Genomic DNA, 21,504 nt, shown 5'->3' with positions numbered 1-21,504 from the left:
CTCGAACCTCGAACCTCGAATCTTCAACCTATCTATATAATATTTTTTCCCTGCTCCGGATCGCGTGATTCATCGGCTTGCTCGCGAATATCATCCGTATCACTGCTTACATCATCAATACTGTGTTCATGCTCTGTGGTTTTATGTTTTTGAGTATGTGGTTTCTCTTTAGTTTTTTCTGTTGTCTCTGTTTTAGCTTCGCTTGCTGTGGGGTAAATATCTTCACCTTGGCTATTGAGTAATACACGCTCTCTAGCATCGTCAGGCATACTTATATTATGTTGCGTAAAACTGTTAATTAACTCTCGCATTAGCTGTGAGGCTACTTTAACAATGCTGTATTGTTCGCCGTTGACCCAAAAGTAAACAGTAAAATTGATAGTGGCGGAGCCTAAGTTATCAACCAATACTTGAGGAGGTGGATCGCTAAGCACAGAGTTTTGTTTTTTTATAACACTAATAGCAAGACTTTGTGCGCCGCGAATGTCATTATCGTAGCCAATACCGATTGAGAAATGACCGCGCATCTTTGGATTAGCGGTTAGGTTTTTAATGGTATTTTTATACACAGTCGCATTGGGTATTTGAATATGATTGCCATCGTAGTCAACTAAAGTGGTTGCTCGTGCAGTTACTTTTTTAACTATACCTATTCTGCCATCTACTTCTATTACATCATCAATTTTAAACGGACGTTGTACGCTTAGTAACAAGCTGGCAATAAAGTTTTCAGCAATATCCCGAAAGGCAAACCCTAAAATAAGCCCTATTAACCCAGTGCCACTCATAATAGCGACCGCGAATTCAGTCAAGCCAGCCAAACGTAAAAATAGGTAAAACCCGAGTAAAATAATTAAGGTACTAATGCCACGCCTAGCAACTAGGTGTACTAATTTACTGTTGGTCATGTAAGTGACGGGCTTTATTAACAAGCGTGATAATGGGGTGGCGATTAAATAACTAATCACCAAAATAATAATCCCTAAAAACAAAGTGGGCAGTAATTGCACGAATGAGTGTAGTAATTGCACGCTTTGCTCTTTTAAAAAGCCCCATGAAACCGAGTTTGGCTGAACGGTGTCGATTGCGGGAATAGATGCGTTATTAGCGAGTGTTGCAATTAAAGCGCTGAGCATAGGAGCCATCCGTGTTGGGTTGAGTTAATTAGGGTCTGTTTAAAACAATAGCAGCAAGTTTAATACCAAGCAGTATTTGTTTGGTATTAAACTTGCTGTGAATTAAAGCAACAAAGGGGAGTTAACGATGAGTGACTTTAAGCGTGGCCAAAGAGCCAAGCAGCCTAACCATATCCCTCTGCGTGGCTGGTGGGATATTGCAAAGCGAATTATAAAACAAATGAGCCGTGATAATTTATCCTTGGTGGCAGCAGGCGTGGCCTTTTATGCACTTCTTGCTATTTTTCCTGCCATTGCGGCGTTGGTGTCTGTGTATGCTTATTTTGCTTCACCGAACGATATTAGTGCGTATTTAAGTCAATTTATGGCTTTATTGCCGCAAAGTACCCAAGAGATTATTTTGTCTCAGGTTTCAAGCCTTGCGCAAAAGTCTCAAACCAGTTTAAGTCTTAGCGCGCTGGGCACTTTACTGCTCACTATTTGGAGTAGCTCTAAGGGCAGCCAAGCTTTGATCACCGCGTGTAATATTAGTTATCACGAATACGAAAAGCGTTCATTTTTTAAGGCGCAACTTGTACGTTTACTATTTTCAGTGGGCGCGATTGTGGTGGCGGTTATAGCATTGGTAATTATCGGTATATTACCGTTAGCACTTAACCTGTTAGGAATAAAAGAGAGTATTGATTTTTTAATCATGCTTATCTCATGGCCATTACTGGCACTAACCTTTAACTTTGCATTGTTAATTTTATATCGTTACGCGCCTCACAGAAAAGCAGCTAAGTGGCGCTGGGTTACCGTAGGCTCATTCACTGCCACAGTATTATGGATTGTGGCATCTTTTGGCTTTTCATTTTATGTATCTCATTTTGCCAGTTACAACGAAACATATGGCTCTTTAGGTGGGGTGGTTATTATGCTTATGTGGCTGTTTATTAGCGCTTATATCATTATTTTGGGAGCCTCAATCAATGCTGCGTTAGAGCAGCAAACAGCGCAAGACAGCACAATAGGCCCAGATAAAAAAAGAGGGCAGCGAGGCGCTTATGTTGCAGACCACCTTGATACTAAATAATCTGAACTCTGGATAATAAATCTATCTCAAGCAGCTATTTTCAGCACAATTACGTTGAATCTACAGACCCTAGCTATTAATGCGTAAGCTCGCCTTGTTTTCATTTAAAATCTCTGGCTATACCCGATTACCATCTTTTATATATTTAACTAAGCGTCAATTGCCGTTAGCTGAGCCATGTTTGGCATTTGTGCATGGATTATTTGCTATTTATATTTGTTTAGTTAATTAAATAAATATTATAATGCAAATGGTTATCATTTTTAATTTTATTGCTGTGCTTAATTATGTGGTAGCAGTATAACGTTTCAGGTTTGGACGAAGTGTAATTTGGTTTCTATATGGTGGGACTAAGCTGCATTGATAAGGCAAATAATAATGAATAAAAAACACACTTTTACAGCAACTAAGCGACGCCATATTCTGGCTTGTTTACTTGCGTTAATTACGGCTGTGGTGATGATCCCTGGCATGACTACCTACTTACCTTTCGCTATGGAAGAGCAAATATTAATACCGATAATGCTTTTTCCTTTTATTTGGACTGCGTTATTTATATACGCTTACATGGCTAAAAGCGCATGGCAGCCTTTTATTGTTATGTTAGTTATTTTGTTAAGCCATGCAGGGCTTAGTTTTATGGCTTTACAAGGAGGACAGGGATGAGATCTATTTCACTAAAAAAGCTATTTTTACTGCATAGTTGGGTTGGTATTGTTACAGGTATTTTGCTCTTTATTGTTTGCTTTACCGGTGCGTTAGCTGTACTTAGCCGCCCAGAACTAAAAATTTGGGCCAACCCAGAGTTACATCAATTGGATACAGTGCCAAGTGAAAAGGTGATGACGTTAATTAACCATTATCACCAACAAGTACCAAAAGAGTTTGGTAAAAATATCCACGTGTATTTACCAACTGGGCATAATACGCATTTATTGACGATTTTATTTGAATCTCACGATGGCGATGAAAATTATGACGAAGAGGCTGCTTATGCTTACCAATTTGACCCTCGTAATTTTAGTTTGGTAAACCAATATTATGGTGCTGCAGATTATTTTTATGAGCACCGTAAAACTAATGCGCCATCGTTTATTGGGCATTTTCATGCTGACTTACATTTAGGCAGACCAATAGGGCTTATTCTTACTGGCTTTTTAGGTTTAACTTTATTGGTGTCTGTTGTGACGGGCTTATTTATTCACCGCCAAATAATAAAAGAGCTATTTACATTTAGACGTAAAAAAGGTCTTGATGTGATAGTGAACGATGCACACAAAGTGATGGGTATCTGGGGAAGCGTTTTTCATGCCATCATCGGCTTTACAGGAGCTTTTTTAGGTCTTGCAACCGTTATACTACTTCCCGCCGCCGCTTTTGTGAGTTTTGGTGGAGATCAAGATAAGTTGGTGGAAAAATTTACCGCGATGCCTGAAACCATTGTTTCTAATAATTACCAAGCAACAGCAATAGATACTATTTTGCTTGATGCCCAAACACGTTACCCAAAAGCGAAAGTTATTGATTTAACTGTTATGGCGCATAATGATGCGAATGCTCAAGTTTACTTACGTCTTATTGGCGGCGACGCAGTTGCATCACAATTACTGCAATACAGCGGAGATGGTAAGTTTAGTAAATCAATGAGTAGCTTTGGTGACATTCCTGGCCCTGCTATTAAAGTACTTGAATTATTATTCCCGCTTCATTTTGGTAATTTTGCGGGCGTTTTTGTAAAGTTAGTTTGGGCACTCCTTGGTTTAACTACTGCATTATTACCACTTTCTGGAATTATGATGTGGTTAACCAAGCGCACAAGGGGTAGTAATCCGACTCTTTCTGAAGTGGCTTATCAACGATGGAATAGGGTTATTATCGGTAGCTGTGGAGGCTTAGTATTGGCTACTGCCATATTATTCCCTTTGCAAGTATTACTTAATAACTTCATCCCAGTACAATTGCACAATGGCTACTTCGGACCTTTATTTTTTCTTTCGTGGCTAGTTTGGTGTTTATTTGCAGTGTTACCGATTAATTATTATCGTTATTTGCAAGTCACACTGCTTATAACTGGTGGTGCATGCATGTCTGTGTTGCCTTTAAACATGTTACTGTCGTCAAGCCATGCTTTTAGTTCAAATAACACCCTAGTTACTGTTGTTGATATTAGTTTTTTATTTATTGGTGGCTTAATAATCTATGCGAGTCAGCGGATCATGGCTAAGCGACAAATACTAATAAAGCCAACAACACAAGAGGTGACTATATGACAGTTATTTATCTAATACTTGGATGTGGATTGTTAGTTGTAAGTAGCTTATTACTAAGATTGATGCGCCCAGCAAGCACTTGGCTAAGTCTCGTTGTGTTTATTGGCGCACTTATCTGTTTTATAGCTGAGTATGGAAGTATTGCAGGTTCTTTTGTTAGTATTGCTTCGGCTTTATTAATAAATTTAATGGTTGCTTTTGTATTCGGTAAATCTATTTCAGTGCGCTAAATTATAGCATTAACATTCTGAAATAAGGGGTAGTTTAGTACCCGCGCTATAATTGAGCGAGCGTATTAACTGCCTTTAGTCTAAATTAATCACTTGGTCTGTTTTTATCAGCTGCATAAACGAGGTTTTGTGCAACGGCTTTGAAAACAAATAGCCTTGGCCATAATCACAACCAGCCTCAAGTAATAAATCCATTTGTAATTTTGTTTCTATGCCTTCGGCAATTACTTTTAAACCAAGCTGATGAGCCATCATAATAATTGCTTCACATAAGGCCAGCTCCTGGCTGTCTTTTTGAATATTATCAACAAAGCGTTTATCGATTTTTAGGTAGTCGGTATCCATTTCTTGTAAGTAAGCAAGCGATGAGTAACCAGTACCAAAATCATCGAGTGCTAATTGCATCCCTGATTTAACCAAGGCTTTTAGGCGGCTTTGGGTCAGTTCTTCAGGATTAACCATCAAGCCTTCAGTAATTTCTGCCACAATACTCGATGCAGGTAAATTTGCTGTCTCAAGCATGCCATACCAATCGTCTATACCACTGTCTGTGGTTGCGAGCTGCACCGGCGATACGTTAATACTTATTTGAAATTCATCTTGAATGTGTTTTTTAATATCATTAAGTGTTTTCAGTGCTTCAGTAAATACAAATTGACCAAGCGCATTTATTTGTCTGGTTTCTTCAGCAAGAGGAATAAAATCGGCAGGGCTGATCAGGCCTTTTTCTGGGTGTTGCCATCGAATAAGTCCCTCAGCTTTATGGACGTGTAAATCATCAAGGGACACAATAGGCTGATAATATAACTCAAATTGCTCTAACTCTATGGCTGAGCGAAGCTCTTTGAGCAACTGCATTCTTGCATTTGCATCTTCACGCATATCATGTGAGAAAAATTCAAAGTCATTCCGGCCGCTATTTTTTGCCTTGTACATAGCTTGATCTGCGGCTTTAAGCAGTTGCTCTGGGTTTTGGCCATCATCTGGCGCGCAGGCAATACCAATACTGGCACTGATATACACTTTTTCTTCTTCAATAAAAATAGTCGAAGCAAGGCTAAGTAGCAGTGATTTTGCTATTTTTTTGATATTATCGCCACCGCGTAAATCACTAAATACAATAACAAATTCATCGCCACCAATACGCGCTACAAAGTCAGCTTCTTTTGCTGTTTGCACAATTCGCTCAGATACCAACTTAAGTAACCTATCGCCATAATGATGGCCTAACGTATCATTAATATCTTTAAAGTGATCAATATCTAACAGCATAATAACCAGTTTTTGGTCGTGGTTGTTTACGCTCGTAAATCGTTTGTTCAACCGCTCTTTAAGTTCTAGTCGATTAGGTAAGTCGGTTAAATGATCAAAATGAGCTTGTCGCCAAATTAGCTCGTCTGCTTGTTTTTTCTCGGTTAGATCGGTAAAAATAGCAATACGACTAGTTGGGGCTTTATTTTTATCGTAAATAGTATCTATGGTTAACCATTCAACATACAGCTCGCCATTTTTACGACGATTGGTTATTTCACCTTGCCAGCGGCCAGTTTTATTTATTGATTGCCACATGTAGTCATAAAACTCTTTATCATGTTTACCCGATGATAAAATACCCACCGTTTTATTGAGTACTTCTTTTCGAGAATACAAGGTCGTTTTACAAAACGAAGGGTTCACGTCATAAATAATGCCATTTTCATCCGTGATTGCCATACCTTCACTGCTGTTGTTGTAAACTAATGACGCTAAATGCAAAGATTCTTGGTTTTGCTTTCGTTGCGTGATGTTACTAATAACAATTATAAACTCATCCGCTTTTTTCATTGGGCTGATTTTCGCTTCATAAAACTGATTGTCTTGTTTATCTTCAAGCTCAATAGTGACCGGAGCGCTCAGGGTTGTTAAGTATCCTTCAATTTGTTTTAAATTGGCAATAGAGAATAAACACGATAGCTTTTTAGGCGGTGTTGAATGGCTATAATTTAACGATTTAATAAGGCCACCGGTATCAAGTATATTGCCGTTGGCATCTACACGTAAAAAAGCATCGGGTAGCGCATTAAGCAAGCTATTAAGCTCGTCATGTTTATGTTTAAGGCATGCTTCAGCTGTTAAGCGAGTTTCGGCCATATATTTAAAACGATGATAGAGTCTATTTAGCTCAGGACTATTGGGCTGCTCGTTGTCATGAGGCATATTACCGGCTGCTAAGCGGTTAACGGCCTGCGTTAAACTTTTAATCGGGTTTAAGATGCTTTTATTAACTAATCGTCTGGCCAATACGGCTAAAAGCAAAATGGTCATTAAAAATCCTAAAACCATTTTTACAAAGTTAATATCTATTTGCTCAAGTGTTTCATCTATTGGTTGAGTAATATAAATAGAGAGCTTATTGTTATTGCCATCACGATAGAGTGTTGTTTGATGGAAAACTCTTCGGATACCATCTTTTCCTTTAAAAATAACACCAGCTTGCAAGTTATGCGCTAAATCGAACTTTTCCAATTTGTTGCCTAGTCTATCGGCTGAAAAAGGGTAGTTAGCTAAAATACTACCGTTAGAGTCAGTAATGACAGCTCTGATTTCTGTCGATAAATTTAAAGTATTAAGTGCCGAGCTCCACCAGTCTAAAGCAATTACGGTCACAATAACGCCTTCAATATCATTGCTTTCATTTAAAATAGGGTAAGCAAAGTTAATACTTTGAGCTTTGAGGCTGCGATCGTGTTGGAAATGGCCAATACTGAACTCTTTACTGGCGAGCGCGTTTTTAAAATAGGGGCGGTCGCTAATATTAATGTTGGTGTCACTAATATTAGAGGTGCAAATTAAATCGCCGTATTTATTTACTATACCAATATTCGCGATATTGCCATTGAGCGCCTTAACATCTAGAACATACGAAGGACAGGTAGAGGGTAAAGACTTAATGTCTTTCTGCTTTTTTGCTAAAAATTCAGTCACATGCTTTATATCATCAATCATGTTCTGCTGCTTGATAATTAGATGCTCAGTGATGGATCGTACTTTTTTTTCATGCTCTTCAATAGCCGCGTCACGACTAAACCACAAGGTTACTAAAATGACAGCAGCAACAGGTATGCAAATCAGCATAAGAAGGCGGTAGAGTTGATGTTTTAGTGATGAAGTAAAAATAGTCGTATCCAAATTAGTACAAAGCAGAGTGACGCTAAATAATCCTACTATAAATAACCATTAAAGTACTAAGGTTATATCTAAGATTTTGAAATAAGATGGTGTTGCATATGATTGAAATATATTAATTTACGTATTAAAAACATGATGAAATAATAATTTAATCTCTTATATATTTACATAACAAATAAGGGCCTGTTTAACCGCGACGCGAGGTTTGTAACCTAATGGGCTCGATAACTGCTCCTGCGTTATTCTACTGGCTTACATCCATGTAAGGATAACTAAAAACCGAGCAAAGCTTCCGCGTCCCGCTCAAGGCCCTAACCTACATTTATGTAGGCAACAAAGAGTAAATCGACCCTAGGCAAAAAATGAAAAATAAACAAAGTTCTGGCTGCTCATAGTACCTAATACAGGTATTGTGTCAACAGGCGTCTTATTCTAGGTTTGATGGTAAATATTTAGCGTCATTTTTAATAATTGGTGAGCTTAAGCCCGATGATAAAAGTGAGTAGAGCGATGGTTTTCCTCCTCAACTTCATTGCGGTATCGAAACTTTTATTCATATTTTAAAAGTGTTATTTGAGCATGAAGATTAAATGGGAAACAAAGAAGTGACTTGCTCGGGAGACGTGTAATGGATAAATACCGGTAGCGGTGTTATGCACAGTGAAACGCTACTTGCTGATGCTGAACAAGGCTTACGTGACTTTCAGATTTGGCTCAATATGCCAAGCAATAACAAAACGCGTGAGCCGCAATACCAGAATATCACAGAGCAACCAGTACCGAGTTTGACTAATCAACAAGGAGTTAGCCTAGAGCGGTGGTTGAAGCATTGCATATAAGTGCAAAGTGAAATCTTTGAGCTAAGTTGTAAAGTTAACATAGGACTCAATAAACATCGGGAGTGCTCATATTATTAGGTGAACCGTTTAATCAGCCAATTGCACAAATAGGCCCGTTTGTGATGATCACTGACGCTGAAATTCGCCAAGCGGTCAGCGATTGTAAAAACGTTTTTTGGTTCACTGTCGTGATGTATTAATACAGGAGTGGCTTTTAAGCGAGTAGTTTTAACAACCAACTGTATTTTTTTACTATGTTGGTGTCTCCTTTTGCCGACTCCACAACCACGCCTGCGCTAAAAGCACTAACGAGCCCCACTTTTGTTGCGGCAAAACGTTTGGCTCGATATTTTATTGCCGTAAGGTGCTGACGCTTTAGCTCAGATTGTATCGCCACTTCTTTGTGGAGCTGTTGCACTCGAGCGTTCGGTGAATTGATCAAATAATTGATTAACATAATTGTGTATGCCTTATAACTTAAGCAGCTGCTTTAGACTATTTAGCGTCTTAGTAAAACCAATTTTTTTGCTTAGATAAACTGCGTTTCGCCACAGCCAAATTAAGCATAAAATTTGTAGGCTGATCACTACAGTAATGCTCAGCCAAATCGAGCTAAATAAATCAAAAGTAGCAAAGCCTACAATACCTAAAAGTCCCACCCACAATAACACCAAGCCACTGGCAAAACATCCTAGTAAAATAGTGATCAGTGCTAAGGATCTTAGCGATAGCTTCCACTCTGCTATTGCCAGCTGATGTGTCAACTTTCCTTGTTGATGATAATCATCCTTGAGCTGCGCTGCATAGTCAGCAAGCTTAGCAACATGATCTTGCCAGTCATCCGTATTTGTTGCTGATGATTGCGAATCCGTCGCTTGTGATTCGCTTGATGTTAAATCTGGGTTTTGCATTGGTATTACTTACGACGAAATAGCGCAGTAACTAACATACCAGCTGCAAATGCCAGACCAGCCGTTGCTAGTGGATTTTCAGATGCGAGTTGACGAGTCTTAGAAGTACATTCTTCTAATTTCTCGCGAGCTGCTAATTGTTTCTCATTAAGTGTTTCTGCTGAGCTGCTTGCTCCTTTACGAACACCATTTTCAGCTACCGCCGCTTTACTCGATAATGCATCTACTGCGTCATGCGCAGCTGATGTTGCCTTATCTGTTAACGGGGCTTCAATCTCTTGTTTTGTATCAATAGGTGCTTTGCTCTTAGTTGCCGTAGCCATAATCAATCCTTAATAGTTTTTTAAAAGTAATTATTAAAGTGCAATGATTAAACCAGTTTTTAAATTGTTGTTTTATATTTATATTTTAATTTTAACGCTGACTTTTACATGTTTATTGCTGTAACTATTGCGACTATGGTTTGTAATTTTTACAAACAAAAAAATTGTAATTATTCACTGTTTATTCATTGAGCAAACAAACGCTGCCAAGTAATAAAAAAACCGATGAAAAAAACTTTTATCGGCTGATCAGGTTTTTTACTAAACAATTCAACCGCTTTAATCTGAGCCTTATTTTTTCAGGCTTCGCGGGGCGCTAAAGCTGGGTGACTTACTTGACAAAAAGGCTTGTCAAGCCCTAAACTGGAGCACTGTGGTAAAAAGTGGTGTTTAGTGGATCAAACTGGATCGGGTTAATCAAAAAGTTGATTAAAATAATTTTACAATAGGCTTTTTATGTTTCGTGGCGCAAGTTCACTGAGTTTGGATGATAAAGGACGTTTTGCGGTACCAACAAAGTACCGAGACACGCTATTGTCTGAAGATCAGGGAACGGTTATTTGCACAGTTGCACTCAATGAGCCTTGTCTTTGGTTGTACCCGCTTGCTGAATGGTTAGAAATTGAAAGCCGTTTAGCAAAAATATCTAATATGAATCCCAGAGCGCGACGGATGCAACGTATGTTGTTAGGTAATGCGACAGAGTATCAGCTTGATAAAAACGGTCGAATTTTGCTGGCGCCTTCTTTGCGCTCACATGCAGAACTTGGCAAAAAAATTATGCTGGTGGGCTTAATGAATAAATTTGAGATTTGGGATGAGGCGCGTTGGCACGAACAAATGCGACAAGACACTGAGCTTGAAAGGCTTGGCGAATTTGAACCCAATGACGATTTAGATAACTTTACCCTCTAGCAGCAAAACAAAAAGGCAAAAAATAGCTAATGACAGCGCAATTTGAACACGTATCCGTATTAATGGACGAAACCATAGATGCACTTGCAATTAAGCCAGACGGCATTTACATGGATGGCACCTTTGGACGTGGCGGACACTCAGGGCAAATATTAGCGCGCTTGGGCGACGCTGGTCGCTTGCAGGCTATTGATCAAGATCCACAAGCGATAAAGTCAGCAGAAAAGTTTGCCGACGATTCACGTTTTTCAATTGCTCATTCACGATTCTCAAAACTATACGAAGTTGCTGAGCAAAACGATCTTATTGGTAAAGTTGATGGCATTTTACTTGATATTGGTGTGTCGTCACCGCAGTTAGATGACGCCGCTCGTGGCTTTAGTTTTATGAAAGACGGCCCGCTTGATATGCGAATGGATCCAAGCACAGGCCGTAGCGCTGCGCAGTGGTTAGCTGAGGCAGAACTAGATGACATTACCCATGTGATCAAAAAGCTAGGTGAAGAAAAATTTGGTAAGCGGATTGCACACAAGATATTGGAAGTGCGTGAACATACGCCAATTACTACCACTAAACAGCTCGCAGATTTAGTTGATGAAGCTGTACCTGTTAAAGACAAGTTTAAACATCCTGCAACGCGCACGTTTCAGGCAATTCGTATTTATATCAATAGCGAGTTAGAGGAAATTCAAACCGCACTACAGGCGGCGATTAAAGTTCTTAAGCCAGGTGGTCGCTTAGTTGTTATTTCCTTCCACTCTTTAGAAGATCGCATTGTAAAACAATTTATTAAAAAACAGAGTAAGGGAGAAGCGATACCCAGAGGTCTGCCTTTAACCGACGCACAAATAAATAAAAATCTGACGTTAAAAGCAGTGGGTAAAGCTATTAAACCAAGTGCTGATGAAGTGGCGCGCAATCCACGCTCTCGCAGCTCAGTACTAAGGATTGCACAGAGGTTGGGATGAGTAAAAAAGCGAGTTATCGCCAACCCAATCTATTTATTGAAATAATTAAAGGCCTAGGTGCAAACAAGATCACCTTGGCCTTGTTGGTTGTGATATTCGCATCAAGTTTGAGCGTAGTACAGGTAACCCACTTATCTCGTGCGCAATTAATTGAGCAAGATTCGTTACTGCAAGAGCGTGATGAACTGGATTTAGAGTGGCGTTATTTTTTAGTGGAAGAAGAATTTTATTCACAACATGCACGCATTGAAGAAGTGGCAACGTCACAATTAGAAATGAAGCGGCCAACCAGCCAAGATGAGCAGGTAATCATATTACAATGAGAACGCGAGGCAAAAAACCAGTCAACAACCTAATCGCATGGCGCTTTATTTTGGTGTGCGTGGTGATTTTTTTAGTGTTTGTGACTTTGGTATCGCGTGCTGCGTATTTGCAAGTAATTGAACCCGATAAGGCCCGCTCCGAAAGTGACAAGCGTACGGTACGTGTTGAAAAATTGCATGTGCAACGCGGCATGATCTTCGATCGTAACGGTAAAGAGTTAGCAGTTAGTGTACCTGTAGTCAGTGTGTATGCCGATCCTAAAGCTTTGCATAAATCACTGGTGAGCAAAGTACTCAGACAAGCCCGCAAAAATGGTGAAGATCAGCAAACTCTGCGTGAAAATGTCGCTGAGTTAAACAAGCGCACCGCCCTGTATTATAAAAACGATTTGCGCTGGCGTGAACTTGCCGATGTACTGCGTATTGATCCGAGCAAAATTAATACCCGACTACTTGATGATCCTACTCGTCGCTTTGTTTACTTAAAACGCCAAGTTACTCCAGCTGTTGCTAATTACATTGGCGATTTACGCCTGCCGGGTATTCACCTTTTAGATGAATCAAAACGCTATTACCCTGCCGGTGAGGTCAGTGCGCATATCATTGGTTTTACTAATATCGATGGCAAAGGCATTGAAGGCATAGAAAAGCTTTACGAAAATGCACTCACAGGTGAAGAAGGCCGACGTACGATTCGAAAAGATGCCCAAGGACGTGAAGTTGAAGTGCTTGATGAGCGCGAGCGAGTAGAGCCTGAGAGTATTCAACTAAGTATTGATCAGCGTATTCAGGCGATTGCCTACAAAGCGGTTAAATCAGCGGTATTAACTTACAAGGCCACTTCAGGCTCAGCCATGGTGGTTGATGTTAAAACTGGTGAAGTTTTGGCTATGGTAAATAGTCCTTCATTTAATCCTAATAATTTAAGCGGTGCGGCTCCTCATAAGCGTCGTAACCGTGCAATTACCGATTTGTTTGAACCCGGCTCAACTGTTAAGCCTCTAGCCATTTTAGCTGGATTAGACTACGGCACAATCCAACCGGATGACAAAGTTGATACCTACCCAGGCTGGATGCGTTTAGGGGGCAGCTTAGTACAAGATACCCGTAATCATGGTGAAATGACGCTGCGCGAAATTTTAAAATACTCCAGTAATATGGGCGTAACAAAAATAAGCCAAACCGTACCCAAAGACTATTTTGTTGGTCTTTACCAAAAGGTGGGTTTTGGCAGTGATAGTGGTACCGGCATGGTCGGGGAAAGTAGTGGTTTATTTTACCCAAACCGTCGTTGGTCAGATCACGAAATTGCCGCACTTTCGTTTGGTTACAATATTGCCGTGAGTACCGCGCAAATGGCTCGTTTTTACGCCATGTTAGGCGCGGGTGGGGTTAACCGCCCACTCACCGTGCTTAAGCAAGATTCTATTCCTGAAGGTGAACGCGTTTTTCAACAACAAGATGTTGAAGCTGTGGTTCATATGATGGAAAGCGTATTTGAAGAAGGTGGTACCGCACGCCGTATTAAAGTTGATGGCTACCGTGCAGCGGGCAAAACAGGTACTTCTAAAAAGGCCGCAGCGGGTGGTTATGGTGACGAATATGTGGGTTACTTTGCGGGTATTGCCCCAGCAAGTAATCCGCGATTAGCTGTTGTGGTATTGATCAACGAGCCCGGTGGAGATGTTTATTATGGCGGCGCAACGGCAGGTCCGGCGTTTGCAGAAATAATCTCTAATTCATTAAGAATTTTAAACGTTGCCCCAGACAAAGACTCTGTGGCATACGTGAAGGGCAAAGATGATGGTGCGTGATTTACATTCAATTTTAAAACATTTAGAAATAGACGCAGCGCGTTTAATGGTAAACGAGTTGCGTTTAGACAGCCGCGATGTAAAACCAGGTGATGTGTTTGTGGCAATAAAAGGTCATCAGCTTGATGGCGGGCAGTTTATTGATAAAGCAATTGAAAATGGTGCCAGTGCAATTATTGCCGACAGACTGTGTGAGTTTGAAAGTGATTTTGAGCCGCTTTATTTAGTCTCAGAGCTAAATAAAAAGTTACCTGTATTAGCGAGTAAATTTTACCAACAACCTAGCCTAGAACTAGATTTAGTTGGCGTAACAGGTACTAATGGTAAGTCGACTACTACCGCAATGATTGCTCATTTAGCACAGTTTTGTCATACCCAAGCCGCAATCATAGGCACGCTCGGTTATGGCCATCCAGATAATTTAACACCGCTGCAAAATACCACGCCCTCAAGTGTGGATTTACAGCATATTTTAAGTGACTTAAAAGAGCAGCAACACCGCTTAGTAGCGATGGAAGTATCATCGCATGGTCTAGTGCAGCACCGTGTTGATCAGTGCCATTTCAAAGCGGCGGTATTTACTAACCTATCTCGTGATCATCTAGATTATCATGGTGACATGGATAGTTACGGTGATGCCAAATTGATGCTGTTTCGTGATTTTGATGCTGCCAATGTCATTCTTAACCAAGATGACGGACAAGCAGAGCAATGGATTGAAAAATATAGCTTTAATAAACTAATTTGTTATGGCCGTAAAAACTTAGCCCCTAAAAACGCTCAGTTTGTGTATTTTTCTGATGTTAGCTATTCGGCAACCGGTATTTCGGCGCAATTAACTACAAGTTGGGGTGATATTGCCATAAAATCACCGTTATATGGTGAATTTAATCTATACAATTTAACCGCTGCTTTAGCCACATTATTAGCGCTAGGTTACCCATTAACGCAATTAGTGGCAGGGTGTGAGTATTTGCAACCTGTAGCAGGCAGAATGCAAGCATTTACAGCGCCAAATATGCCTACTTGCGTGGTTGATTATGCACATACGCCTGATGCACTCGCACTAGCGTTACAAGCGCTGCAACAACATGTACCAGGTGGAGTGAGTTGTGTATTTGGTTGCGGCGGCGACAGAGATAAAGGTAAACGTGTACTAATGGCACAAGCCGCTGAGCAGTTTGCAGATAAAGTGATCATTACCAGTGATAACCCGCGCTCAGAAGATCCCAATGAAATTATTAATGATGTAGCTGCAGGATTAACACACCCACAAAACGCCCATTTAGAGGCCGACCGTGGTGCTGCAATACAATTTGCTATAGATAACGCAAAAGCCGGTGAGGTTATTTTAATTGCCGGTAAAGGGCATGAAGACTATCAAATTATAGGTAACAAACGCATTGATTTTTGCGACCGCCAATTTGTACAACAACAATTAAAACAAGCAGTAAGAGGGTCTCAAGCATGATCCCAATGGATTTTGATTGGCTAGCTAATGTGCTAGCAACTGATTATCAAGGTGATAATCGTCAAGTAATAAATATAAACACCGATACCCGTACTTTATGTGATGGTGAAGTGTTTTTGGCACTTAAAGGCCCTAACTTTGATGGTCATAAGTTTATTGAGCAAGCAAAACAAAAAGGTGCTATTGGAGTCATTGTTGATCACGCTGTTGATACCGACATTGCTCAATTTGTAGTTGCCGATACCCGTATTGCATTAGGCACGATTGGAACAGCGGTTATGGCGCAAGTTGCACCTAAAACTATCGCTATTACTGGCAGTGTAGGTAAAACCACAGTAAAAGAAATGTGTGCTGCTATCTTATCAAGTAAAGGTGATGTTTTAGCGACTAAAGGCAACTTTAATAATGATATTGGCGTGCCTCTTACCTTATTGAGATTAGAGCCACAGCATCGTTATGCGGTTATTGAACTCGGTGCTAACCACATTGGTGAAATTGCCTACACTACCGCCATGACTAAACCAGATGTTGCCGTGGTATGTAATGTTGCCGCGGCGCATTTAGAAGGTTTTGGTAGCCTGCAAGGGGTGGCACAAGCCAAAGGCGAAATTTACGATGGTTTAAAAGACGATGGCATTGCCATTGTTAATTGCGATAGCGAGTTTAGTCAGTATTGGCTTGATAAGTTAGCAACGCGCAATATTAAATGCTTTTCTAGCAGTGAAAAGCTGGATATTTGGGCTGAGGACATCAGCCTAGATGCACAAGCTCGCGTAAGCTTTATGTTATGTACCAAACAACACAGAGTACCGGTAACGTTAGCATTGCCAGGCAAGCATAATATTAGCAACGCGCTTATTGCTGCGGCATTAACCAGTGAGTTTGACGTGTCGCTTGAAGAAATTGCCAGCGCCCTAGCGACCATGGGTGAAGTTAAAGGGCGGGTTAACCTGATTGAAGCCAGTGAGTCACTCACCATTATAGATGATACTTATAATGCCAACGTTAAATCGGTAAAAGCGGCGATTGATTTACTTAGCGATATTCAAGGTCATCGTATTTTGGCTCTCGGTGATATGGGGGAGCTTGGTGAAGATGCTCGTAAGTATCATCAAGAAGTGGGCGAATATGCATTAGCGCAAGGCATTGATGAGCTATTTACACTCGGTGTATTAAGTAAGTCAGCAAGTGATGTATTTGAGCTGCCTAATCGTCACTTTTCAAATCGTGAGCAAATGCTGCAGCAAATTCAAAACAGTATTAGCAAAGTAGATAAAAAAATTACCCTTGTCGTGAAAGGATCACGCAGTTCTCGCATGGAGCTTTTAGTAACCGATTTAGTTAATGGCCAGCAACAAGCCATCAATGGAGTATCATAATGTTAGTTTGGCTGGCTGAGTATTTAACTCAATATTATAGTGGCTTTAATGTTTTTTCGTATTTAACTCTTCGTGCCATTTTAGGTATTTTGACCGCATTAATTATGTCGCTTTATTTGGGGCCAAAGTTAATTCGTGGTTTACAGCGCATGCAAATTGGACAAACAGTACGTGATGATGGTCCGCAATCGCATTTATCTAAATCGGGTACGCCGACCATGGGTGGCTTACTTATTTTAGCGGCAATATTCACCAGCACTCTATTGTGGGCTGATTTGTCTAATAAATACGTATGGGCCACATTGTTTGTGATTGGTTCATTAGGGATTGTTGGCTTTATTGACGATTACCGCAAAGTGATCCGCAAAGATCCTAAAGGACTGATTGCTAAGTGGAAGTATTTTTGGCAATCAGTAATTGCATTGGTTGTAGCAACTGCACTTTATATGACCAGTACCCAAGCGACAGAGACATCTCTTGTTGTGCCATTTTTTAAAGATGTACTGCCGCAGCTAGGACTGTTTTATATCGTAATCACGTATTTTGCATTAGTGGGCACCTCAAACGCGGTAAACTTAACCGACGGACTAGATGGTTTGGCTATTGTGCCAACAATTTTGGTGGCTGCAGCACTGGCTATTATTGCTTATTTAACCGGTAATATTAACTTTTCGGCTTATTTACATATTCCGCATTTGCCACTTGCCAGTGAATTGGTAGTGGTGTGTACCGCTATTGTGGGTGCAGGGTTAGGCTTTTTATGGTTTAACACCTACCCAGCACAAGTGTTTATGGGCGATGTAGGCTCGTTAGCTCTAGGTGGTGCATTAGGTATTATTGCTGTGCTGGTTCGCCAAGAGCTATTACTTATTATTATGGGGGGCGTGTTTGTAATGGAAGCGCTATCGGTAATTTTACAAGTTGGCTCTTATAAATTGCGCGGCCAACGTATTTTTAAAATGGCGCCGATTCACCATCACTACGAACTTAAAGGATGGCCAGAGCCACGCGTTATTGTGCGCTTTTGGATAATTTCTATTGTGCTGGTGCTCGCTGGCCTTGCGACATTAAAGATCCGATAAATGCAGTATTTAAACGAGATAAAAAATAAACAAATAACAGTGCTCGGGCTCGGTGTAACCGGTCTGGGCATTGTGCGCTTTTTATTATCTCAAGGAATACAGCCCAATGTAGTCGATAGCCGAGAAAATCCTCCCGGTGTTGATTGGCTCAAGCAACATGCCGCTAATTTAAATACTCACTTTGGTGATTTAAATAATGCGGCACTCAGTGCTTGCGATATGATCATTATTAGTCCTGGGCTAAGTTTAAAAACCCCTGCGGTTGCACAGGCAATGAATGCAGGTGTAGAAATAATTGGTGATGTTGAGCTATTTGCCCGCATTAACACTAAACCAGTTGTTGCGGTAACAGGCTCAAATGGTAAATCAACGGTAGTAACCCTTGCTTATGAAGTATTAAAAACCGCAGGGTATAAAGTAGCACTGGGCGGCAATATTGGCACAGCTGTACTGGATTTACTTGACGGTGACTTTGATGTGTTTGTACTGGAGCTGTCTAGTTTTCAGCTTGATACCACTGACAGCTTAAAGGCTAGCAGTGCAACCGTGCTTAATATTTCAGAAGATCATCTCGATCGCTATGATAGTTATCAAGCTTATATAGATTCAAAATTGAGTATATATGAAGGCGCTGAACTTTTAGTTATTAATGCTGATGATAGACAAACCCACCCAGTGAGTCGCACGTTAGCACCACAAGTTAGTTTTGGAGAAACACAAGGTGATTACCACTTAGCACAGCATAATAACGAAGCGCACTTTATGGTAAAGGGCGAAGCTTATTTGCCAGTAAGTACCTTAGCCGTTGTGGGTAAGCATAATTATTTAAATACACTGGCAGTAATGGCGTTACTCAGCCCGTTTGAAATAACTAAAGCGCATTATAAAACTGCGTTAGCTCAATTTAATGGCTTGGCACATCGTTGTCAGTTTGTGGGTGAGTTTAATAGCGTTAAGTATTTTAATGATTCTAAAGCCACCAATGTAGGCGCAACAATTGCCGCTATTGATAGTTTAGCGGGTGAACAACAAAACTTAGTGGTTATTGCTGGTGGTGATGCCAAAGGCGCGGATTTAGAGGCACTTAAACCTTATGTTGAGCAACACGTTAAAGCCCTCATTTGCTTTGGTAAAGATGCAAAAGAGTTAGTGGCACTAACTGCTAAAGGTCATTTAACCACTAACATGTCTGAAGCTGTGGCGCTTGCTAAACAATTAAGTACGTCAGGCGATACGGTTTTATTAGCCCCAGCCTGCGCCAGTATAGATATGTACAACAACTATATGCAGCGCGGCGATGATTTTGTGCATTGTGTATTGCAGGAGCTGCCATGATAGCTTTTGCGGATATTAAAGAGGCATTTACTCCTAAACCTTCGGCGCAGCTTTATGATGTGCCGCTCCTTTATTGCATGTTAATGCTAATAGGGGTGGGCTTTGTGATGGTAACTAGTGCTTCAATGCCGACGGCCGATAGGCTGTTTGGCAATATTTATCATTTTACTATCCGCCACGGTATTTTTTTAGGGCTCTCGTTTTGTTTATTTTGCATTAGTACTCAAGTACCTATGTCGTGGTGGAAAAAAGCTAACCCCTACTTATTACTAATCGGCTTAGTGTTGTTATTGGTAGTGCTTATTGTCGGTCGTGAAGTTAATGGTTCGACCCGCTGGATACCTATAGGGCCATTTAATATTCAGGCTTCCGAGCTCGCTAAGTTATTCTTTTTTAGTTATATCGCTGGCTATTTAGTGCGTAAGCGCAGTGAAGTACAAGAAAACATAAAAGGCTTTGCTAAACCCATAGCGGTATTTGCCGTTTATGCGGCACTTATTTTAATGCAGCCCGATTTAGGAACCGTGGTGGTGATGTTTGTTACTACGGTTGGTTTATTGTTTTTAGCCGGTGCCAAGCTTTGGCAATTTTTTGCACTTATTTTAACCGGTATTGCGCTGGTGGTTGGGTTGATTGTGTTTGAGCCCTATCGTATGGCGCGTGTGGTGGGTTTTTTAGAGCCTTGGGACGACCCTTTTGGTAAAGGTTATCAATTAGTGCAATCACTGATGGCTTATAGCCAAGGTGATTGGTTTGGCCAAGGCTTAGGTAATAGCGTACAAAAATTACAATATTTACCGGAAGCACACACCGATTTTATTTTTGCCGTGATTGCTGAAGAACTCGGTTTTATGGGCGTATTGAGTATTTTAATGGTATTAGGGACATTAGTATTTAGAGCGCTACTAATTGGCCAAAATGCGCTTAAAAACGGTAAAGAATATGAAGGCTATTTAGCTTTAGCTATCGGTATTTGGTTTGCATTTCAAACTATGGTTAATGTAGGCGCCAGTGCCGGTATATTACCAACCAAAGGACTAACCCTACCGTTTATTTCCTATGGTGGCTCAAGTTTATTAATGATGACCATAGCCACTGGTATTTTATTACGGGTAGATTTTGAAACGAAGATGGCAACTAAACAGGCCACGTCGGGGGGAGCTAAACGATGAGTAAAAAAATAGTCGTTGTAGCAGGGGGCACAGGTGGACATATTTTCCCGGGGATTGCGGTTGCTGATTATCTCAAACAGCAAGGTTGGCAAGTTAGCTGGATAGGCACTCCTGATAGAATGGAAGCCAGTGTCGTGCCCAAGCACAACATAGAAATTGATTTTATTGATGTAAAAGGCGTGCGAGGTAATGGTTTAAAACGCCTCATTAAAGCGCCATTCATGGTTATTAATGCAATATTGCAGGCGCGTAAGGTATTAAAACAACAACGCCCTGACGTGGTTTTAGCTATGGGCGGCTACGTGACAGGCCCTACGGGTATTGCGGCAAAAAGTCTCGGTATCCCTTTGGTAATTCATGAGCAAAACGCCGTAGCTGGTATGAGCAATAAATGGCTAGCGAAATTTGCGAATCGCGTATTAGCTGCATTTCCAAGTGCTTTTGCCAGTGGTAAAGCTGAGCTGGTGGGTAACCCTGTGCGTCAGAGTGTAGTTGATATACCTAAGCGGGAAATATCAAGTCCAATCAATATGCTTGTAGTGGGTGGCTCACTAGGTGCGCAAGTACTTAACCAAACACTGCCTGAAGCATTTAAGCGCTTAAATGATACCTGTGCCATTAATGTTTGGCACCAAACTGGTAAAGGCCATTTTGCTAGTGTGAGCGAAAGTTACCAGCAGCAACAAATGGGCGATGAACAAGTAACTGTTGCTGAATTTATTGATGATATGGATACCGCTTATAGCTGGGCCGATATTGTGATTTGTCGCGCCGGAGCGCTAACGGTTAGTGAAATTGCTGCAGCAGGTAAAATGGCGGTATTTGTACCGTTTCCACATGCGGTTGATGATCACCAAACAGCAAATGCACAGTATTTAGTAATGGCAGAAGGGGCATTATTAATGCCACAGGGGCAATTTAATCAGCGCAGCATTGTTGAACTTTTAAATCCCTATTTAGCCGAACCTTTATTAATAACTAAAATGGCTGCTAAAGCAAAGCAGCAGGCTATTTTAGATGCCACAGCCAGCGTCGCTATGCACTGTGAGCAAGTAACAAATAAGAGAATATAAGTGAAACAGACATTAGCAAA

Annotated in this window: 21 protein-coding genes; 16 read left to right on the top strand and 5 right to left on the bottom strand. The window is 40.7% G+C overall.

Annotation, left to right across the window (positions count from 1 at the left end; translation table 11 throughout):
- Positions 1-32 precede the first annotated feature (32 nt).
- Positions 33-1,136: a mechanosensitive ion channel family protein gene (locus CWB76_RS12770; protein WP_138608106.1), complete on the bottom strand. Its 1,104-nt coding sequence runs from the start codon at positions 1,134-1,136 to the stop codon at positions 33-35.
- Between the two features lie 127 nt (positions 1,137-1,263).
- Here CWB76_RS12770 and CWB76_RS12765 point away from each other — a divergent pair, with 127 nt between their 5' ends.
- The 4 genes from CWB76_RS12765 (at position 1,264) to CWB76_RS12750 (ending at position 4,711) form a co-directional block, all read left to right on the top strand.
- Positions 1,264-2,211 (top strand): YihY/virulence factor BrkB family protein, encoded by a 948-nt coding sequence (locus CWB76_RS12765; RefSeq protein WP_138608104.1) that lies wholly within the window; start codon positions 1,264-1,266, stop codon positions 2,209-2,211.
- A 378-nt stretch (positions 2,212-2,589) separates the two neighbouring features.
- Positions 2,590-2,877, top strand: coding sequence for a hypothetical protein (locus tag CWB76_RS12760; RefSeq protein ID WP_138608102.1), 288 nt, complete (start codon positions 2,590-2,592; stop codon positions 2,875-2,877).
- On the top strand, positions 2,874-4,481 hold the full coding sequence (locus CWB76_RS12755; RefSeq protein ID WP_138608100.1) for a PepSY-associated TM helix domain-containing protein: 1,608 nt from the start codon (positions 2,874-2,876) through the stop codon (positions 4,479-4,481). The genes CWB76_RS12760 and CWB76_RS12755 overlap by 4 nt, the downstream gene beginning before the upstream one ends.
- Complete coding sequence (locus CWB76_RS12750; protein ID WP_075170457.1) at positions 4,478-4,711, top strand: hypothetical protein; 234 nt, start codon at positions 4,478-4,480, stop codon at positions 4,709-4,711. The genes CWB76_RS12755 and CWB76_RS12750 overlap by 4 nt, the downstream gene beginning before the upstream one ends.
- Before the next feature lie 75 nt (positions 4,712-4,786).
- On the opposite strand, the gene CWB76_RS12745 is transcribed toward CWB76_RS12750, so the two are convergent.
- Positions 4,787-7,825 (bottom strand): bifunctional diguanylate cyclase/phosphodiesterase, encoded by a 3,039-nt coding sequence (locus CWB76_RS12745; protein ID WP_138608098.1) that lies wholly within the window; start codon positions 7,823-7,825, stop codon positions 4,787-4,789.
- Between the two features lie 707 nt (positions 7,826-8,532).
- Here CWB76_RS12745 and CWB76_RS20310 point away from each other — a divergent pair.
- Both CWB76_RS20310 and CWB76_RS20305 read left to right on the top strand, forming a co-directional pair.
- Positions 8,533-8,718, top strand: coding sequence for a hypothetical protein (locus tag CWB76_RS20310; protein WP_138608096.1), 186 nt, complete (start codon positions 8,533-8,535; stop codon positions 8,716-8,718).
- Positions 8,719-8,780: 62 nt separating this feature from the next.
- A complete protein-coding gene (locus CWB76_RS20305; protein ID WP_138608094.1) occupies positions 8,781-8,918 on the top strand; it encodes a pirin-like C-terminal cupin domain-containing protein in 138 nt (45 codons plus the stop codon).
- Between the two features lie 14 nt (positions 8,919-8,932).
- Here the strand turns inward: CWB76_RS20305 and CWB76_RS12730 are convergent, their stop codons facing one another.
- The 3 genes from CWB76_RS12730 to CWB76_RS12720 are packed head-to-tail and all read right to left on the bottom strand — an operon-like array spanning position 8,933 to position 9,952.
- Positions 8,933-9,175: a hypothetical protein gene (locus tag CWB76_RS12730; protein ID WP_138608092.1), complete on the bottom strand. Its 243-nt coding sequence runs from the start codon at positions 9,173-9,175 to the stop codon at positions 8,933-8,935.
- A 13-nt stretch (positions 9,176-9,188) separates the two neighbouring features.
- A complete protein-coding gene (locus CWB76_RS12725) occupies positions 9,189-9,629 on the bottom strand; it encodes a hypothetical protein (protein WP_138608090.1) in 441 nt (146 codons plus the stop codon).
- A 5-nt stretch (positions 9,630-9,634) separates the two neighbouring features.
- Entirely contained in the window at positions 9,635-9,952 is a 318-nt protein-coding gene (locus tag CWB76_RS12720; RefSeq protein WP_138608088.1) for a DUF883 domain-containing protein, read from the bottom strand.
- 456 nt (positions 9,953-10,408) lie between these two features.
- On the opposite strand from CWB76_RS12720, the gene mraZ reads away from it, so the two are divergent.
- The 10 genes from mraZ to murG are packed head-to-tail and all read left to right on the top strand — an operon-like array spanning position 10,409 to position 21,484.
- Complete coding sequence (mraZ, locus tag CWB76_RS12715; RefSeq protein WP_010390682.1) at positions 10,409-10,867, top strand: division/cell wall cluster transcriptional repressor MraZ; 459 nt, start codon at positions 10,409-10,411, stop codon at positions 10,865-10,867.
- Positions 10,868-10,896: 29 nt separating this feature from the next.
- Positions 10,897-11,835: a 16S rRNA (cytosine(1402)-N(4))-methyltransferase RsmH gene (rsmH, locus tag CWB76_RS12710; RefSeq protein ID WP_010390683.1), complete on the top strand. Its 939-nt coding sequence runs from the start codon at positions 10,897-10,899 to the stop codon at positions 11,833-11,835.
- Positions 11,832-12,158 (top strand): cell division protein FtsL, encoded by a 327-nt coding sequence (ftsL, locus tag CWB76_RS12705; protein ID WP_010390691.1) that lies wholly within the window; start codon positions 11,832-11,834, stop codon positions 12,156-12,158. The genes rsmH and ftsL overlap by 4 nt, the downstream gene beginning before the upstream one ends.
- Positions 12,155-13,972 carry a penicillin-binding transpeptidase domain-containing protein gene (locus CWB76_RS12700; RefSeq protein WP_138608087.1) on the top strand — a complete coding sequence of 606 codons (1,818 nt, stop codon included), beginning with the start codon at positions 12,155-12,157 and terminating at the stop codon, positions 13,970-13,972. The genes ftsL and CWB76_RS12700 overlap by 4 nt, the downstream gene beginning before the upstream one ends.
- Positions 13,965-15,443, top strand: coding sequence for a UDP-N-acetylmuramoyl-L-alanyl-D-glutamate--2,6-diaminopimelate ligase (murE, locus tag CWB76_RS12695; protein ID WP_171039632.1), 1,479 nt, complete (start codon positions 13,965-13,967; stop codon positions 15,441-15,443). The genes CWB76_RS12700 and murE overlap by 8 nt, the downstream gene beginning before the upstream one ends.
- Entirely contained in the window at positions 15,440-16,822 is a 1,383-nt protein-coding gene (locus CWB76_RS12690) for a UDP-N-acetylmuramoyl-tripeptide--D-alanyl-D-alanine ligase (protein WP_138608085.1), read from the top strand. The genes murE and CWB76_RS12690 overlap by 4 nt, the downstream gene beginning before the upstream one ends.
- Complete coding sequence (mraY, locus tag CWB76_RS12685) at positions 16,822-17,904, top strand: phospho-N-acetylmuramoyl-pentapeptide-transferase (RefSeq protein WP_054202311.1); 1,083 nt, start codon at positions 16,822-16,824, stop codon at positions 17,902-17,904. Before CWB76_RS12690 ends, mraY begins: the two co-directional genes overlap by 1 nt.
- Positions 17,905-19,239 (top strand): UDP-N-acetylmuramoyl-L-alanine--D-glutamate ligase, encoded by a 1,335-nt coding sequence (gene murD / locus CWB76_RS12680; protein ID WP_138608083.1) that lies wholly within the window; start codon positions 17,905-17,907, stop codon positions 19,237-19,239. It begins immediately after the preceding gene.
- A complete protein-coding gene (ftsW, locus tag CWB76_RS12675) occupies positions 19,236-20,411 on the top strand; it encodes a cell division protein FtsW (RefSeq protein WP_010390699.1) in 1,176 nt (391 codons plus the stop codon). The genes murD and ftsW overlap by 4 nt, the downstream gene beginning before the upstream one ends.
- Positions 20,408-21,484, top strand: coding sequence for an undecaprenyldiphospho-muramoylpentapeptide beta-N-acetylglucosaminyltransferase (gene murG / locus CWB76_RS12670; RefSeq protein WP_138608081.1), 1,077 nt, complete (start codon positions 20,408-20,410; stop codon positions 21,482-21,484). The genes ftsW and murG overlap by 4 nt, the downstream gene beginning before the upstream one ends.
- Positions 21,485-21,504: the final 20 nt, after the last annotated feature.

It is taken from the genome of Pseudoalteromonas sp. S1609 (assembly GCF_005887255.1).
Taxonomy (GTDB): domain Bacteria; phylum Pseudomonadota; class Gammaproteobacteria; order Enterobacterales; family Alteromonadaceae; genus Pseudoalteromonas.
This window is presented reverse-complemented; position numbering and strand designations above follow the sequence as displayed.